Consider the following 15,101-nt stretch of genomic DNA (forward strand, 5'->3'; position numbering starts at 1 on the left):
CGCATCTCGTTGCACACTGGTGTAGACCAGTTGCGATAGGCTCCGGGAGCCCGCAGAGGACAGGCCGCCGGTGATCGTCATCATTCGGCAGAACGGCTGCACTCGCTCGCGAAGTTGAGCCAACCGTGGGTTACCGTGACAAAGCGGACCGTCGGTGCGCAGAACGGACAGGGAGAAACACATGGCCAGCAAGGCTGAGAAGATCGTCGCCGGCCTCGGCGGCATCGACAACATCGAAGAGGTCGAGGGCTGCATCACCCGCCTGCGCACCGAGGTCATCGACGCCGGCAAGGTCGACGAGGCCGCTCTCAAGGCCGCCGGCGCCCACGGCGTCGTCAAGATGGGCACCGCCATCCAGGTCGTCATCGGCACCGACGCCGACCCGATCGCCGCGGAGATCGAAGACATGATGTGAGCGTGACCACCCCGCTCGCATCCTGAGGAGGGCCCGTTCCGGCAGGGGAACGGGCCCTCCGCCATGTCCGGCTAGGCTCGACCCATGTCTCGCATCGACGGCCGTACCCCCGAACAGCTCCGCCCCGTCACCATCGAACGCGGCTGGAGCAAGCACGCCGAGGGCTCCGTCCTCATCTCCTTCGGCGACACCAAGGTCTTCTGCACCGCCTCCGTCACCGAAGGCGTCCCGCGCTGGCGCAAGGGCAGCGGCGAGGGCTGGGTCACCGGTGAGTACTCCATGCTCCCCCGGGCCACCAACACCCGCGGCGACCGCGAGTCCGTCCGCGGCAAGATCGGCGGCCGCACCCACGAGATCTCCCGCCTCATCGGCCGCTCCCTGCGCGCCGTCATCGACTACAAGGCCCTCGGCGAGAACACCGTCGTCCTCGACTGCGACGTCCTCCAGGCCGACGGCGGCACCCGCACCGCCGCCATCACCGGCGCGTACGTGGCCCTCGCGGACGCGATCGCCTGGGCCCAGGGCAGGAAGCTCGTCAAGGCCGGCCGCAAGCCGCTCACCGGCACGGTGTCCGCCGTCTCGGTCGGCATCGTCGACGGCATCCCCCTCCTCGACCTCTGCTACGAGGAGGACGTCCGCGCCGACACCGACATGAACGTCGTCTGCACCGGCGACGGCCGCTTTGTCGAGGTCCAGGGCACCGCCGAGGCCGAGCCCTTCGACCGCAAGGAGCTCAACGCCCTCCTCGACCTCGCCTCCGGCGGCTGCGCCGAACTCGCCGAGATCCAGCGCAAGGCCCTCGAAGGAACCCTCTGACCCCTCGCTGCGTCCTGACGGGCGGGCACCCGGATAGGCTCCGAGCGCCCGCCCGTCCGCATGTCATGTACGTATCTGGGGGAGGACCCGCCTTGAAGCGCCGTCTCGCACTCGCCGTGGCCACGGCCGCCGCGCTCACCACCGTCCTGAGCGGCTGCGGAGCCCTCGACACGGCCATGGACTGCGTCAAGACCGCCGACGCGATAGCCACGTCCGTGCAGAACCTCCAGCAGGCCGTCTCGAACGCGTCCAACGACGTGACGCAGATCGAGGAGTCCCTGAACCAGATCTCCACCGAGCTGGGCAACCTCAAGAACACCACGGACAACGCCGACCTCTCCAAGGCGGTCGACGACCTCACCAAGGGCGTGGACTCGGTCCGCACGGCGGTCAAGAACGGCGACACGACCCCGGACATCACGCCGATCACGGACGCGGCCGGCGAGGTGGCCAAGGTCTGCACCCCGGGATGATCCTCCCCGGGATAATCCATGGCATGACCCGAAAGCGCCTGATCCTCGCCACCCGCAACGCGGGCAAGATCACCGAACTCCACGCGATCCTCGCCGACGCGGGCCTCGACCTCGAACTCGTCGGCGCGGACGCGTACCCCGACGTGCCCGACGTCAAGGAAACAGGCGTCACCTTCGCCGAGAACGCCCTCCTGAAGGCCCACGCCCTGGCCCGGGCCACCGGCCTCCCAGCCGTCGCCGACGACTCCGGCCTCTGCGTCGACGTCCTCAACGGCGCCCCCGGCATCTTCTCCGCCCGCTGGGCCGGCACCCACGGCGACGACCGGGCCAACCTGAACCTCCTGCTGGCCCAGCTCTCCGACATCGACGACACCCACCGCGCGGCCCACTTCGCCTGCGCGGCGGCCCTCGCCCTCCCGGACGGCACGGAGCGCGTGGTGGAGGGCCGCATGGAGGGCACCCTCCGCCACACGCCGGCCGGCACGAACGGCTTCGGCTACGACCCGATCCTCCAGCCGGAGGGCCACGAGGTGACCTGCGCGGAACTGACCCCACAGCAGAAGAACGCCATCAGCCACAGGGGCAAGGCCTTCCGGGCCCTGGTCCCGGTGGTCCAGGAACTGCTGGGCTGAGGGGCGCGCCAGCGCGAAGGGCCGCCCGATGAGGACGGCCCTTCGTGTGTGCGGCCGGTGGGACTCGAACCCACACGGGCTTTCGCCCACTGGGACCTAAACCCAGCTCGGCTGCCAGTTACGACACGGCCGCCAGTACGGCCATGGTAGCGGTCACGTGGAATCCGTCTGTGGGGTGCGTCGAAGTTTGCCGCGGCACCAGGTCTCGGTCATCGAGTGGCAGTTGGGGCATAGGTAGCGAAGGTTCTCGCGGCTGTTGTCGAGCCAGTTCCCATTGATGTGGTCGATCTGCAGGGTGATGGTCCGGCCCCGCCATGAGCCCTCGTTCCCGCACTCGACGCAGCGATACGGGACGCCCACCTCGGCGAGCGCCCGATGGAGCCGGTCGCGGTTCTCGCGGGACGACCCCTCTGGCCGCACCCGGAAGACCGTGTCCGCGATGGCCTTCGGCGCGGCGACGTGGACCGAGCCCCACGTGCGCCGCTTGAAGTGCGACGTGTCGAGGTCCAGCTCGGCCACCCGCCGTCGTACCCGGCGGTGATTCTGGTCGGTCACGGGGAGGCCGAGCGCACGCATCACATCGGCGAAGCTGCCGGCGTCCGTCAACGCCGCCCGTAGGCGTTCCTCCGGTACGTCGACGCGCCTGTGAGTGAAGTGGGCGACGTCGATTTCCCGCTCGTGGACCAGGTGCCTGAGCGCGGCGCGGGATCTGCCGTCATCGCCTACGCCCAGCAGGCGAGCCATTTCCCTGACGCTTCGCGTGGCCGCTGCGGCTGCCTTGAGCTCCTCCGTGCTGAACGGCAGGTCCGTGGTCGAGCGGTTCAGGCCGGGGAACCGGCTCACGTCGATTCCGGCTGCCGCGATCCGTCGGCTGATGTGCGAGAGCGTTCCGGTCGCCGGGGGAACGCCCAGCCTCTGCGCGACCTCGCGGAGCGTAGTGGAGGCGGCGACCGCCTCGGCGATGGCGCTGTCCGTGTACTTGCGCCATGGGCTGCGCTGCTTGAAGTGGCTCGTGTCGATGCCGTACTCGGCAACCTTCGACTGCAGCGTGCGGCGTCGGCCTCCGCTCTCCGTGACGCCGAGGCGACGCATCAGATCCGCCCACCCCTTCGACTCCGCCACAACAGCACTGAGCCGTTCCCTCGTGTACGGGCTCGTCCCCATCGATCCCCTCCCCAGTACGGATCTCGTACGGGTTAACGAGTCGAATATCGGACGGTTACGCCATATCGCGTACGGAATGCGGAACGGCCCGCACTCTCCTGTCCGGGGAGTGCGGGCCGTTCGGCGGGACGAGGGCTCAGACGCCCAGGTCTCGCATGATCTTGGCCACGTGGCCCGTCGCCTTGACGTTGTAGAAGGCGTGTTCCACCTTGCCCTGCTCGTCGACCACGACCGTCGAGCGGATCACGCCCGTCACCACCTTGCCGTACAGCTTCTTCTCGCCGAAGGCGCCGTAGGCCTCCAGGGTCTCCTTCGACGGGTCGCCGACCAGCGTGACCTTCAGGTTCTCCTTCTCGCGGAACTTCGCGAGCTTCTCCGGCTTGTCGGGGGAGACGCCGATGACGTCGTAGCCCGCCTCGGCCAGGACGTCCAGGTTGTCGGTGAAGTCGCACGCCTGCTTGGTGCAGCCGGGGGTGAGCGCGGCCGGGTAGAAGTAGACGATCACCTTGCGGCCCTTGTGGTCCGCGAGGGAGACCTCGTTGCCGTCCGCGTCGGGAAGGGTGAAGGCGGGGGCGGTGTCGCCGGGCTGCAGTCGCTCGCTCATGGCTCTCCTCGGATGGTTCGCGTACGCATCCCAGAGCCTAATGGGGGCTAATGGGGGTCTGGGGCGACCCGATCGCGGCAGAGCTGACAGACTGGCCGTCAACGACTGATTACGACTACGGAGGCAGCGCGGTGTCGGAGGCCAGGACCCCTGCGCAGATCGAGGCGGACATCGTCCGCCGGCGCGAGCAGCTCGCCGTCACTCTCGACGAGATCGGCATTCGGATGCACCCGAAGACGATCATCGGGGACGCCAAGGCGAAGGTCGCCTCGACGGTCGACCAGACGGCCGGACGCGCCTTCGTCGCCGTCAACCGGGTGGTCTCGGACGTGAAGGCCCGCTTCACCCACGAGGACGGCGCCCCCCGCCTGGAGCGGGTCGTCCCGGCGGCCGTCGTGGCCCTCGCCGTCGTCGGGCTGATCGTTTCCTCGTCCCGGAGGCACAAGGCGTGATCCCTCCCCGCGTCAGCCGTCACGGCCGGGCAGGTAGGTTCACTCCGTGAGCGAGAACACGCACGACAAGCTGCCCATCCGGATGCTCCACGACCGGGTCCTGGTCCGCACCGACTCCCCGGAGGGGGAGCGGCGTTCCGGCGGCGGCATCCTGATCCCGGCGACGGCCGCCGTAGGCCGTCGCCTCGCCTGGGCCGAGGTGGTGGCGGTCGGCCAGAACGTCCGTACCGTCGAGATCGGCGACCGGGTGCTGTACGACCCCGAGGACCGCGCCGAGGTCGAGGTGCGGGGTGTCGCGTACGTCCTGATGCGGGAGCGCGACCTGCACGCGGTGGCCGCGGACCGGTTCCAGGGCACCTCGGACTCGACCGGGCTGTATCTGTAGGCGGGAAGGCGTCGAGGCCCTGGTGACCGGAGTCACCGGGGCCTTTGCCCGTTCTTTGCTAGCCTGGAGACACCCCGACGAGACGCGCCGTACCGGGTTCACGACAAGACGACGCACCCCTGTTGATCCGTCTCGCGGAGGTGTCTCGTCATGGCCTGGGTTCTGCTGATCGTCGCCGGTCTGCTCGAGGTCGGCTGGTCCATCGGTATGAAGTACACGGACGGCTTCACCCGGCTCTGGCCGAGCGTGTTCACCGGCGCCGGGATCGTCGCCTCCATGCTGCTGCTGTCGCAGGCGGCCAAGACGCTGCCGATCGGTACGGCCTACGGCGTGTGGGTCGGCATCGGTGCGGCCGGTGCGGCGGTGCTCGGCATGGTGGTGCTCGGTGAGCCGGCGACCGCCGCCCGGATCTTCTTCGTCTGTCTGCTGCTGGTCGCCGTGGTGGGACTCAAGGCGACCAGCGGTCACTGACCTCTGACCCGAGTGGAAGCAGCGCCGCGCGGCGCGGCCCCCGGCCCGGCCTCGCGCGGCGCGGCCCCCGGCCCGGCCTCGCGCGGCGCGGCCCCCGGCCCCGCTCCCGGCCCCGCCTCGCGCGGCGCCGCACCCGGTCCCGCCTCGCCCGTCTCGTACCAGTCCTCCGGATCCTCCGGTGCCGGCGGCAGCGGCGGTGCCTCCGCGCCCGGCATCAGCCGGAGGTCGAAGTCGCGGGGCGGCGTCCCGGCCAGTGCCTCCCGGGTGAACCGGCCCCAGATCTCGGCCGGTACGCCGCCGCCGTTGACGCGGGGCAGGCCCAGGGCGCCGTACAGCGGTTCCTGCGATCCGGACTCGGGGTCCTGGCCCATCAGCGCGACGACCGTCGCGAGCTCCGGGGTGTAGCCGGCGAACCAGGCGGCCTTGTCGTCCTCGGCGGTGCCCGTCTTGCCCGCCGCCGGCCGTCCCGCCGCCTGCGCGGCCGTTCCGGTGCCGGTCTCGACGACGCTCCGCAGGATCGACGTGGTCGTGTCGGCGGCCTCGCGGCTCACGGCCTGCCGGGGTTCGACGGTCGGGAGGTCCACCTGCTCGCCGTTCCGGCTGATGTCCTCGACGAGGGTGTACGTGTCGTGCCGGCCGTGCGCGGCGAGCGTGGCGTACGCGGAGGCCATGTCGAGGACGCTGGCGGTGGCGGCGCCGAGGGCGATGGAGGGGGAGGCGGTGAGGTCGGGGGTGGTGCCGGGCACGCCGAGGGCGATCGCGGTGCGCCGTACGTCCGCGGGGCCGACGTCGACGGCCATCTGGGCGTACACGGCGTTCACCGAGAGGTCGGTGGCGGCGCCGACGGCGATCTCGCCGTAGCTCGCTTCGTCCTCGTTGGCGGGGTCGTAGGGGCTGCCGTGCCACCCTTCCACGGGGCGGCGGTTGGTGCCGTCGTAGACGGTGTACGGGGTGATGGGCAGGCCCTGCTGGGTCTGGGCGCCGCTCTGGACGGCGGCCGTGAAGACGAAGGGCTTGAAGGTGGAGCCGACCTGGTAGTCGCGGCGGGTGGCGTTGTTGACGTACTGCTGGGTGTAGTCGACGCCGCCGTACAGGGCGACGACCTCGCCGTTCGCCGGGTCGACGGCCGCGGCCCCGACCCGCACGTACCGGTCGGTGGGGGCCTTCGCCGGGTCGAGCCGGGAGACGACCCGGTCCTCGACGGCCTGGACGAGGGCCTCCTGGGTGGCGGGCTCCAGGGTGGTGGTGATGCGGAAGCCGCCGCCGGCGAGGGTCTTCTCGTCGACGATGCCGTGGTCGGTGAGGTACTCCTCGACGGCCTGGACGACGTAGCCGCGCTGGCCGGAGAGGGCGGTCGCGGCGCGGGCGGTCTGGGGGACGGGGAAGCGGGCGGCGGCGCGGGCCGCGGGGCTGAGCCAGCCCTGGGTGACCATGCCGTCGAGGACGTAGTGCCAGCGGGCGACGGCCTTGGCGCGGTTCTCGGGGTGGGTGGTGACGTCGTAGGCGCTGGGGGCCTTGAGGAGGGAGGCGAGGTAGGCGCCCTCGGCGGTGTCGAGGCGTTCGACGTCCTTGCCGTAGTAGGCGCGGGCGGCGGCCTGGACGCCGTACGCGTTGCGGCCGAAGTAGCTGGTGTTCAGGTAGCCCTGGAGGATCTCCTCCTTGCTCTTCTCGCGGCCCAGCTTGATCGCGATGAAGAACTCCTTGGTCTTGCGGGTGAGGGTCTGCTCCTGGCCCAGGTAGTAGTTCTTGACGTACTGCTGGGTGATGGTGGAGCCGGACTGGCGGCCCTTGCCGGTGACGGTGTTCCAGGCGGCGCGGACCATGGCCTTGGGGTCGACGGCGCGGGAGGTGTGGAAGTCGCGCTCCTCGGCGGCGAGGACGGCCCGGCGGACGGTGAGGGGGACCTGGTCGAGGCGGACGTTCTCGCGGTTGACCTCGCCGTCGCGGGCGAGGGGGGTGCCGTCGCGGTAGAGGTAGACGTTGGACTGGGCGAGGGCGGCGGTGTTGGCGGGCGGGATCTCCACGAGGAGGTAGCCGGCGGCGAAGGCGCCGGCGAGCAGGAGCGCGCCGAACAGGAGGAGTCCGAGGAGGGTCCGCAGGAGGCGGCGGGGGCGGCGGCGGCTTTCCGTCGGGCCCGGCAGGGTGGGGTCCCTCGGTTCCCAGCCGCTCGGGTGGGGGTCGTCGTCGCTCGTACCGTTCGCGTCGGAGCTGGTGCCGCTCGTACCGGAGGAAGGGGACATGGCATCACATACTGCATGGAATGCGCCGAAACTCCCCGGTAATCTCCCAAGCGAGCCGAAGGTGGCGCGAAAACCGCTCGCGGCGCGCCGGACGAAGCCACTAACGTCGTGCGCTTCGCCTTCCACCGCGCCGGAAAGGGACCTTCATGCTGCGGCTGTACGCGACGGTGGCCGCGGGCGGTTTCCGGCGCTTCGCCACCTACCGTGTGGCCACGGCCGCCGGTGTCTTCACCAACAGCGTCTTCGGCTTCGTCCTCTCCTCCACCTACATCGCCCTGTGGGACGAACGGCCGCAGCTCGGCGGCTACTCCGTGGACGACGCCCTCGCCTACGTGTGGATCGGGCAGGCGCTGATCACCGTCTGCGGGCTGATGGGCGGCGGCTTCGAGGACGAGCTGATCGAGCGGATCAGGACCGGCGACATCGCCGTCGACCTCTACCGTCCGGCCGACCTCCAGGCCTGGTGGTTCTCGGCCAACGCGGGCCGTTCCGCCTACCAGCTGCTCGGCCGCGGGGTCGTCCCGATGGCGGTCGGCGCGCTCGTCTTCGACTTCACCCTGCCGTCGGGGCCGGGCACCTGGCTCGCCTTCCTGGTGGCGGTGGCGCTGGGCTCGGTGGTGAGCTTCGCGCTCTGGTACCTGGTGGCGATGAGCGCGTTCTGGCTGCTCGACGGCCAGGGGGTGGTGCAGGTGGCGTGGCTGGGCGGCCTGTTCTTCTCGGGGATGCTGCTCCCGCTCAACGTCTTCCCGGGCGCGCTGGGCGAGCTCGCGCGGATGCTGCCGTGGGCGTCGCTGCTCCAGGTGCCGGCCGACGTGTACCTGGGGAGGTACGAGGGCTGGGGTCTTGCGGGGGCGTACGCCTTCCAGGGCTGCTGGGCGCTGGTCCTCCTCGGGGCGGGCCGGGCGGCGCAGGCGGCGGCGACGCGGAAGGTGGTGGTGCAGGGTGGCTAGGCCTCGGGCGGCCGGGTCACGGGGGGACAGGTCATGGGAGGACGGGCCGACGGTGGCCGGGTCATGGCCGGCCGGCCCTCGGGCGGACGGGTCATGCGGGGGCGGGCCGACGGCGGCCGGGCCATGCGGCGGGGACGGGCCGACGGCGGCCGGGCCATGGGGCGGGGGCGGGCCATGCGGCGGGGGCGGGCCGACGGCGGCCGGGCCATGGGGGGACCGGCCAACGGGCGTCAGGTCATGGCTGGGGGACTCCTGGCGCACGTACCGGATGGTGGCGGGCATGTGGATCCGCTCCACGATGACGTACCGCTCCTCCTTCGCCCTCACCCTCTTCACCAGCTTCTGCGTCACCTTCTTCGACTTCGTCGTCATCCTGCTGATGTTCGGTCAGGTGCGGGGGCTCGGCGGTTTCTCGTTCGCGGAGGTCGCCCTGCTGTACGGGACGGCCGGTACGTCCTTCGGGATCGCCGACCTGACGATGGGCTCGCTCCAGCGGATGGGGAAGCGGGTCAGGGACGGTTCGCTCGACACGTTCCTGATGCGCCCGGCGCCGCTGCTCGCCCAGGTGGCGGCGGACAAGTTCGCGCTGCGGCGGTTCGGCCGGGTCGCGCAGGGCCTGCTCGTCCTGGTCTGGGGCCTGCTGCTGCTCGACGTGGAGTGGACGCCGCTGAAGGTGCTGCTGTTGCCGGTGACGGTGGTGTGCGGGGCGGTGATCTTCAGCGCGGTGATGGTGCTCGGCGCGTCGACCCTCTTCTGGATCCAGGACGCCGCCGAGGTCACGAACTCCTTCACGTACGGAGGGAACACCCTCCTCCAGTACCCGCCGACGATCTTCGCGCAGGAGCTGGTGCGGGGGGTCGTGTACGTCGTGCCGCTGGCGTTCGTGAGCTGGCTGCCCGCGCTGTACGTGCTCGGCCGGCCGGCCCCGGCGGGCGTGCCGGACTGGGCGGCGTTCGCCTCGCCGCTGGTGGCGGCGGCCGCCTGCGGGGTCGCGGGGCTCGCGTGGCGCGCCGGAATCCGCTCGTACCGATCGACAGGAAGCTGAGTCCCTTCATGCCCTTCATCGAACTGGACGGCGTCGAGAAGGTCTTCACGGTCCGCCGCAGGGCGGGTCTGATCCGCCGCGAGAAGCGGGAGGTCCGGGCGGTCGACGGCATCGGCTTCGGCGTGGAGCGCGGGGAGATGGTCGGTTACATCGGCCCGAACGGCGCCGGGAAGTCGACCACCATCAAGATGCTCACCGGCATCCTCACGCCCAGCGGCGGCCGGCTGCGGGTCGCGGGTATCGACCCGGCGCGGGAGCGCACCCGGCTGGCCCAGCGGATAGGAGTCGTCTTCGGTCAGCGGACCACCCTCTGGTGGGACCTGCCGCTGAAGGACTCGTACCGGTTGATGCACCGCATGTACCGCATCCCCGACGCCCGGTACGCGGAGAACCTCGCCCGCTGCGTCGACCTCCTCGACCTGGGCGACCTCCTCGACGTCCCCGTACGGCAGCTCTCCCTCGGCCAGCGGATGCGCGGCGACATCGCGGCGGCGCTGCTGCACGACCCGGAGGTGCTGTACCTGGACGAGCCGACGATCGGCCTGGACGTCGTGTCGAAGGCGAGGGTGAGGGAGTTCCTCCGCGAACTGAACGCCACCCGGGGCACCACGGTCCTCCTGACCACCCACGACCTCACGGACATCGAGCAGCTCTGCTCACGGGTGATGGTCATCGACCACGGGCGGCTGATGTACGACGGGGAGCTCGCCGGTCTGCACGCGGTGGGCGAGAGCGAACGGCTGCTGGTGGTGGACCTGGAGCGGGAGCTGCCGCCGATCACGGACGTGCCGGGAGCCCGCTTCGTACGCGCGGAGGGACCCCGTCAGTGGCTCGCCTTCCCGGCGACGACGTCGGCGGCGCCGCTGGTGGCGGCGGTGGCGGCGAAGCATCCCCTCGTCGACCTCTCGGTGCGGGAGCCGGACATCGAGGCGGTGATCGCGAAGATGTACGGGGGAACTCGGGACGAGCGCCGGGAGTCCCTGATGTAGGAGGTCGAGTCGATGGTGAGTTTCTCGTACACGGCGGCGGACGAGGAGAAGAGCAGAGGCGTCCGCCGCATGAAGACCCTGGCGACGGCGCTGCTGGTGCTGGTGGCCGTGATCTACGCCCTGGCGACGTGGGCGCGCAACGCGGGCTGGGGGGCCTGGGCGGGCTATGTCGCGGCGGCGGCGGAGGCGGGCATGGTCGGCGCGCTGGCGGACTGGTTCGCGGTGACGGCGCTCTTCCGGCGTCCGCTGGGGCTCCCCATCCCGCACACGGCGATCATCCCGACGAAGAAGGACCAGCTGGGCGCGTCGCTGGGCACGTTCGTGGGCGAGAACTTCCTCTCGGCGGATGTCGTACGGGGCCGGCTGCAGGCCCTGGGCATCGGCCGCCGCCTGGGAGCGTGGCTGGCGGACCCGGCCCACGCGGACCGGGTGACGGCGGAACTGTCGACGGCCCTGCGAGGCGCTCTGACCGTCCTCCGTGACGCGGACGTCCAGGCGGTCGTCGGGGAGGCGATCACGCGCCGGGCGGAGGCGGCGGAGATCGCCCCGGGCCTGGGCAAGACCCTGGAGAAGGTGGTCGCCGACGGGGCGCACCACCGGGCGGTCGACCTGATCTGCACGCGGGCGCACGACTGGCTGGTCACCCACGGGGACTCGGTGATGGACGCGGTGCAGGGCGGCGCCCCGGGCTGGACCCCGCGCTTCGTGGACCGCAAGATCGGCGAGCGCGTGTACAAGGAACTGCTCCGCTTCATCACGGAGATGCGGGACATGCCGGGCCACCCGGCGCGCGGCGCGATCGACCGCTTCCTCACGGACTTCGCGGCCGACCTCCAGGCCGACACGGACACGCGGGCACGGGTCGAGCGCCTGAAGTCGGACCTGCTGGCCCGCCCGGAGGTCCAGGACATCATCGCCTCGGCCTGGTCCTCGGTCCGGTCCCTGATCATCGCGGCGGCGGAGGACGACCGCAGCCAGCTGCGCCTGCGCGCCCGCGCCTCCCTGATCTCGCTGGGCAGCCGCCTGGCGACGGACACCCGCCTCCAGGCGAAGGTCGAGGGCTGGGCGGAGGACGCGGCGGCGTACGTGGTGACGACGTACCGCCACGAGATCACGTCCCTGATCACGGACACGGTCGCGGGCTGGGACGCCGACCAGACCTCCCGCAAGATCGAGGCCAACATCGGCCGCGACCTCCAGTTCATCCGCATCAACGGCACGGTGGTCGGCGCCCTGGCGGGCCTCCTGATCTACACGGTGAGCCACGCGGCGGGGGGCTGAGGCCGCTCTCAGGGGCGGGCAGTCGACCCGGGGCGGCGGCTCAGCCCTTCCCGCGGGTGACGGCCCAGGAGGTCACTTCCCTCGCGTCACGGCCCAGGAAGCGGCGGCCATGCCCCCGGCCACGGAGAACACGGCCGGCCAGGCCCCGATCTTCTTGGCGAGGGGGTGGGACCCGGCGAACGCGGCGACGTACCCGGCCGTCAGCCCCACGGCGGCCTTGGCCCCACCCACCTGCTGCCACTCCCTGGCGGCCACCCCACCGGCGACAGCCAGCACCACCCCACCCAGGGGCCGCTTCTTGGTCCACCGGGCGACGGCATACCCACCGACGAGCCCGGCGGCGGCTATGGCGGGGGAGGGGATGCGGGGCATGGTGAGGCCTTTCGAGAGTGGGACGGCTACGGATCGAGCCTACGAGCCTTCCTCCTGGCGGTGTCAGAGAGCCCCATCACTTCGCGCACCCACCGGCCAGACATCAACCGCGATCTTGGCAAGGTCTGCCTGTCGCTCCTCGATTCCGCGGGCGCGCCAGCCACCGCCCTCGAAGTCCCAGAGGCGCTCGATTCCGGTCTCTTGTGTGATTAGAAGGGACGAAGAGCTGTAGGCGTCGACCTTCTCCGGGTACGCCTTGTTGGACGCAATGCGGTTCTTTCGGCCATGCAGCAGGGTCTGGTTGCCCAGCCGGTTGATCCATGTGGAGTGCTCGTCGAGTCGAAATTCGGGTTCGGGGCTTTGCGGATAGATGTGCTCAACGTGCACAGCCGTTGCACCGGCCACCACCACATCATCGACGTCCGCGTTTCGCCTCAGATGCTGCTCGATGACGGTGAGCAGGTAACGCGCCTGCGTGCTGCGCGGGATGGGTGCTTGAGCGAAGTCGGACTGGAAGGTTGCGTCATCCGGGGTCCAGTGGGTGATCTGCTCAAATGCCGCCTCGGTGGAGAGGCCGGAGCTGATCTGCTTAGCCAGGTCGAAGAGCTTCTCTTCCAGCAGGGTCGACTCACGGCGGCCGACCACCGTCCAGCGGACGTAGTAGCTGATCAGGGCTTGCGTCACCCTGACCATCTGGAGGTAGGGAACCTTGTCCGAGATGGCAAGAAGGAGAGGGTAGGCGGCGTCGGCGCTGAGGCTCCGCACCTCGTCCAGCAGGCTGTCGAGTGATTCGACGCCTGTGCTGGATGTGATGAGCTCGATGTACCGGCCCGAGGCGTTCTGGAGCTCTGCCGCGAACGTGCGCACTTCATATCGCGGGGTCGCCGCATCGAATCGGTGCGTGAGCTCTTTCCGGATCGTCGTGTACAGACTGTGCGAGCGCACGTCGCCGTGTCGAGCAACCCAGAAGTGTCGCAAGAACTTCTCTATGTCCTCGCGTCGCTCAAATCCATCGAGAAGGGACCGCCAGGCGTTGTTCACCCTCTCCTTCTCTTCGTCGTTTCGACTCTTTTCCATCAGGAAATTGCGGACAAGGTCGACGGTCGAGAGGTCCTTACCTCGGGAGTTGATGGTCTCGAAGACCTCGTTCGCATCGCTGGACGTGGGCGTCTGAACCTCGACAAATACCAAACCCTTGACAAGGCACTCAGCCAGCTCGTCCAGCCAGTCGAGGCGATCTTCCTCAGATTGGATGGGATCAAGGGCGCTGATGATGTGGTTCTTGAACGAGGTGTACGAGTCCAGGATGAGCTTGTGTGACGGCCGCGAGGGTTGTTCCGTCACGGCCATCCGGCCGGTCGCTTCATTCCAATTCTGGATGTAGTCCTTGAAGAAGTCTCGGTCGAACAGGGAGAGGGTGAGGAAGTATTGGGGGTGCGAGTGCCGGCCGTCGCGGCGCGCTATGTAGTCGCGCTGGATGTTGTTGGCTATCACTCGCGCCTCGGTTGAAGCCATCGTTCCGAGGGTGTCCCTGATGGCTGCGATGAGGATGGTTGACGTGGTGAGTCGCTGCTGGCCGTCAAGGAGGGAACGAGTGGTGATCTTGTCATCGGTGATGGTGACGATGGGGCCGATGAAGTATTCGGAAGAGGCTTGTATCCCCGTCCGGCGTGCCCGCATGAACTTCTGAATGTCAGCCCAGTACGTGTCCACCTCGCGCTTCCCCCATGCGTATTGACGCTGGCTGTCGTCCGGTACCACGACCGGTGGGTTGTTCGCTCCGATGAGCTGGCCGAGCGTCTGGCGGGCGGCGTTCTTGATGATGGCCATACTGTTCCTCCCCAAGTCTCGCCAGAGGCTATCCCGTGGGGTGGCGTCGACATTGTGGGTGGCTGAAAATGCATCAAGAGGTGTGCAGTTTGTAGTGAATTGTTCCCGAAGGGGCTCGCGTGAGGGCAAGACCTCTGCCCTGTTGCGGGGTGTCTGATAGCTTCGTTCTTCTTGCTGTCAATGCTGTGAGGGTGGGGGATGGAGACGCGGATTCCTAGGACGAGTGCCCATGGTTTGCATGAGATTCTCGTGCGGGTGTGGGAGTCGGGGGCGCAGAACTTTCGGAGTGGTTGGGCCGATTCGCTCGGTGCTGCATGGGGATCATCGGAATTCGCCCGTCGACATGCTGAGGTAACTGGCCTTCTCGCGGAAACTATTCAGCAGGTCCATGCGCTGCCCGAGGCGCAGCGGAATCGCTATTCTCGATACTTTCCACAGTGGTGGACGGCCGTTGTCCAGCCCGATCTGAACTGGGCAGACTCGGGGCGCCCGGCCCGTGTGTTGGTGACGCAAGAGACCCTCGATCACCTTGCGTCTGCGGCCGACCTGCTGCAGAGCCTGCTGGGGGGCACTTGCTCGGCTCCCACGGGAACCAATCTGGACGGGCTGAAGGAGAGCTGTGACTCCTGGCTCGAACTCCTTGCGCAGACTCCTGAAGAAGAGCTTGCGCCTGCCTTGCGGGACGAGATCGCCGCGCAGATCAGGCACCTCCTCTGGCTGATCGAGAATGCCTCCCTCTTTGGTACTGCGCGGATCTCGCGCGAGGCCTCCTCAGTCATCGGATCGATCGCGCAGGCATCGACGGGGCTCACCGGTCAGGACTTGCAGACGGGTGGGAGGTGGCGACGCGGATTTGTAGCGTTTGTTGCCGCCTCGGCCCTGCTCGCCACGGGCACGACGCAGCTGCAGACGGCCATCGAGGCAGGCTCCGGCGTGGTCAAGGAGATCACCCAGGTCGTCGAGAGCGTGGCGGGCTAGACAG

At 69.4% G+C, this 15,101-nt stretch carries 17 protein-coding genes, 1 tRNA gene and 1 riboswitch; of the genes, 12 read left to right on the forward strand and 6 right to left on the reverse strand.

Translation table 11 applies throughout. The features are described 5' to 3' along the window. The first annotated feature begins 181 nt into the window (after positions 1-181). The 4 genes from IE237_RS30010 (at position 182) to rdgB (ending at position 2,336) form a co-directional block, all read left to right on the forward strand. Positions 182-415, forward strand: a complete 234-nt coding sequence (locus IE237_RS30010) for a PTS sugar transporter subunit IIB (RefSeq protein ID WP_107439586.1) — start codon at positions 182-184, stop codon at positions 413-415. 84 nt (positions 416-499) lie between these two features. Further along, entirely contained in the window at positions 500-1,231 is a 732-nt protein-coding gene (gene rph / locus IE237_RS30015; protein WP_189805270.1) for a ribonuclease PH, read from the forward strand. Positions 1,232-1,296: 65 nt separating this feature from the next. Further along, entirely contained in the window at positions 1,297-1,704 is a 408-nt protein-coding gene (locus tag IE237_RS30020; protein ID WP_189805271.1) for a hypothetical protein, read from the forward strand. Positions 1,705-1,727: 23 nt separating this feature from the next. After that, positions 1,728-2,336, forward strand: coding sequence for an RdgB/HAM1 family non-canonical purine NTP pyrophosphatase (gene rdgB, locus IE237_RS30025; RefSeq protein ID WP_189805272.1), 609 nt, complete (start codon positions 1,728-1,730; stop codon positions 2,334-2,336). A 49-nt stretch (positions 2,337-2,385) separates the two neighbouring features. Here rdgB and IE237_RS30030 read toward each other — a convergent pair. From IE237_RS30030 to bcp, 3 genes are all read right to left on the reverse strand, one after another. Beyond that, a tRNA-Leu gene (locus IE237_RS30030) sits at positions 2,386-2,469 on the reverse strand. Positions 2,470-2,489: 20 nt separating this feature from the next. After that, positions 2,490-3,458: an HNH endonuclease signature motif containing protein gene (locus IE237_RS30035; protein WP_229842977.1), complete on the reverse strand. Its 969-nt coding sequence runs from the start codon at positions 3,456-3,458 to the stop codon at positions 2,490-2,492. Positions 3,459-3,636: 178 nt separating this feature from the next. Then, positions 3,637-4,104, reverse strand: coding sequence for a thioredoxin-dependent thiol peroxidase (gene bcp / locus IE237_RS30040; RefSeq protein WP_189805274.1), 468 nt, complete (start codon positions 4,102-4,104; stop codon positions 3,637-3,639). A 131-nt stretch (positions 4,105-4,235) separates the two neighbouring features. Between bcp and IE237_RS30045 the strand changes: the two genes are divergently transcribed. The 3 genes from IE237_RS30045 to IE237_RS30055 all read left to right on the forward strand — a co-directional run bounded on the left by IE237_RS30045 (position 4,236) and on the right by IE237_RS30055 (position 5,412). Then, on the forward strand, positions 4,236-4,556 hold the full coding sequence (locus IE237_RS30045; RefSeq protein ID WP_189805275.1) for a DUF3618 domain-containing protein: 321 nt from the start codon (positions 4,236-4,238) through the stop codon (positions 4,554-4,556). A gap of 46 nt (positions 4,557-4,602) precedes the next feature. Then, positions 4,603-4,941, forward strand: a complete 339-nt coding sequence (locus IE237_RS30050) for a GroES family chaperonin (RefSeq protein ID WP_030554720.1) — start codon at positions 4,603-4,605, stop codon at positions 4,939-4,941. A 56-nt stretch (positions 4,942-4,997) separates the two neighbouring features. Continuing rightward, positions 4,998-5,059, forward strand: a riboswitch (guanidine-III (ykkC-III) riboswitch). Between the two features lie 32 nt (positions 5,060-5,091). Beyond that, complete coding sequence (locus tag IE237_RS30055; RefSeq protein WP_189805276.1) at positions 5,092-5,412, forward strand: DMT family transporter; 321 nt, start codon at positions 5,092-5,094, stop codon at positions 5,410-5,412. Here IE237_RS30055 and IE237_RS30060 read toward each other — a convergent pair. After that, entirely contained in the window at positions 5,406-7,652 is a 2,247-nt protein-coding gene (locus IE237_RS30060) for a transglycosylase domain-containing protein (RefSeq protein WP_189805277.1), read from the reverse strand. The two genes, IE237_RS30055 and IE237_RS30060, sit on opposite strands and share 7 nt — an antisense overlap. A gap of 149 nt (positions 7,653-7,801) precedes the next feature. Between IE237_RS30060 and IE237_RS30065 the strand changes: the two genes are divergently transcribed. The 4 genes from IE237_RS30065 to IE237_RS30080 all read left to right on the forward strand — a co-directional run bounded on the left by IE237_RS30065 (position 7,802) and on the right by IE237_RS30080 (position 11,917). Then, positions 7,802-8,602, forward strand: a complete 801-nt coding sequence (locus tag IE237_RS30065) for an ABC transporter permease (protein ID WP_189805346.1) — start codon at positions 7,802-7,804, stop codon at positions 8,600-8,602. Positions 8,603-8,870: 268 nt separating this feature from the next. Then, on the forward strand, positions 8,871-9,647 hold the full coding sequence (locus tag IE237_RS30070) for an ABC transporter permease (protein ID WP_189805278.1): 777 nt from the start codon (positions 8,871-8,873) through the stop codon (positions 9,645-9,647). 8 nt (positions 9,648-9,655) lie between these two features. Beyond that, complete coding sequence (locus IE237_RS30075; protein WP_189805279.1) at positions 9,656-10,636, forward strand: ABC transporter ATP-binding protein; 981 nt, start codon at positions 9,656-9,658, stop codon at positions 10,634-10,636. A gap of 12 nt (positions 10,637-10,648) precedes the next feature. Continuing rightward, entirely contained in the window at positions 10,649-11,917 is a 1,269-nt protein-coding gene (locus IE237_RS30080; RefSeq protein ID WP_189805280.1) for a DUF445 domain-containing protein, read from the forward strand. 72 nt (positions 11,918-11,989) lie between these two features. Here IE237_RS30080 and IE237_RS30085 read toward each other — a convergent pair whose 3' ends face one another. Next, entirely contained in the window at positions 11,990-12,289 is a 300-nt protein-coding gene (locus IE237_RS30085) for a hypothetical protein (protein WP_189805281.1), read from the reverse strand. Between the two features lie 63 nt (positions 12,290-12,352). Then, positions 12,353-14,119: a DUF262 domain-containing protein gene (locus IE237_RS30090; protein ID WP_189805282.1), complete on the reverse strand. Its 1,767-nt coding sequence runs from the start codon at positions 14,117-14,119 to the stop codon at positions 12,353-12,355. 504 nt (positions 14,120-14,623) lie between these two features. Between IE237_RS30090 and IE237_RS30095 the strand changes: the two genes are divergently transcribed. Further along, a complete protein-coding gene (locus tag IE237_RS30095) occupies positions 14,624-15,097 on the forward strand; it encodes a hypothetical protein (RefSeq protein ID WP_189805283.1) in 474 nt (157 codons plus the stop codon). Positions 15,098-15,101 lie beyond the last annotated feature (4 nt).

This window comes from Streptomyces tanashiensis (genome assembly GCF_014648895.1).
GTDB classification, from domain to species: Bacteria; Actinomycetota; Actinomycetes; order Streptomycetales; family Streptomycetaceae; genus Streptomyces; species Streptomyces tanashiensis.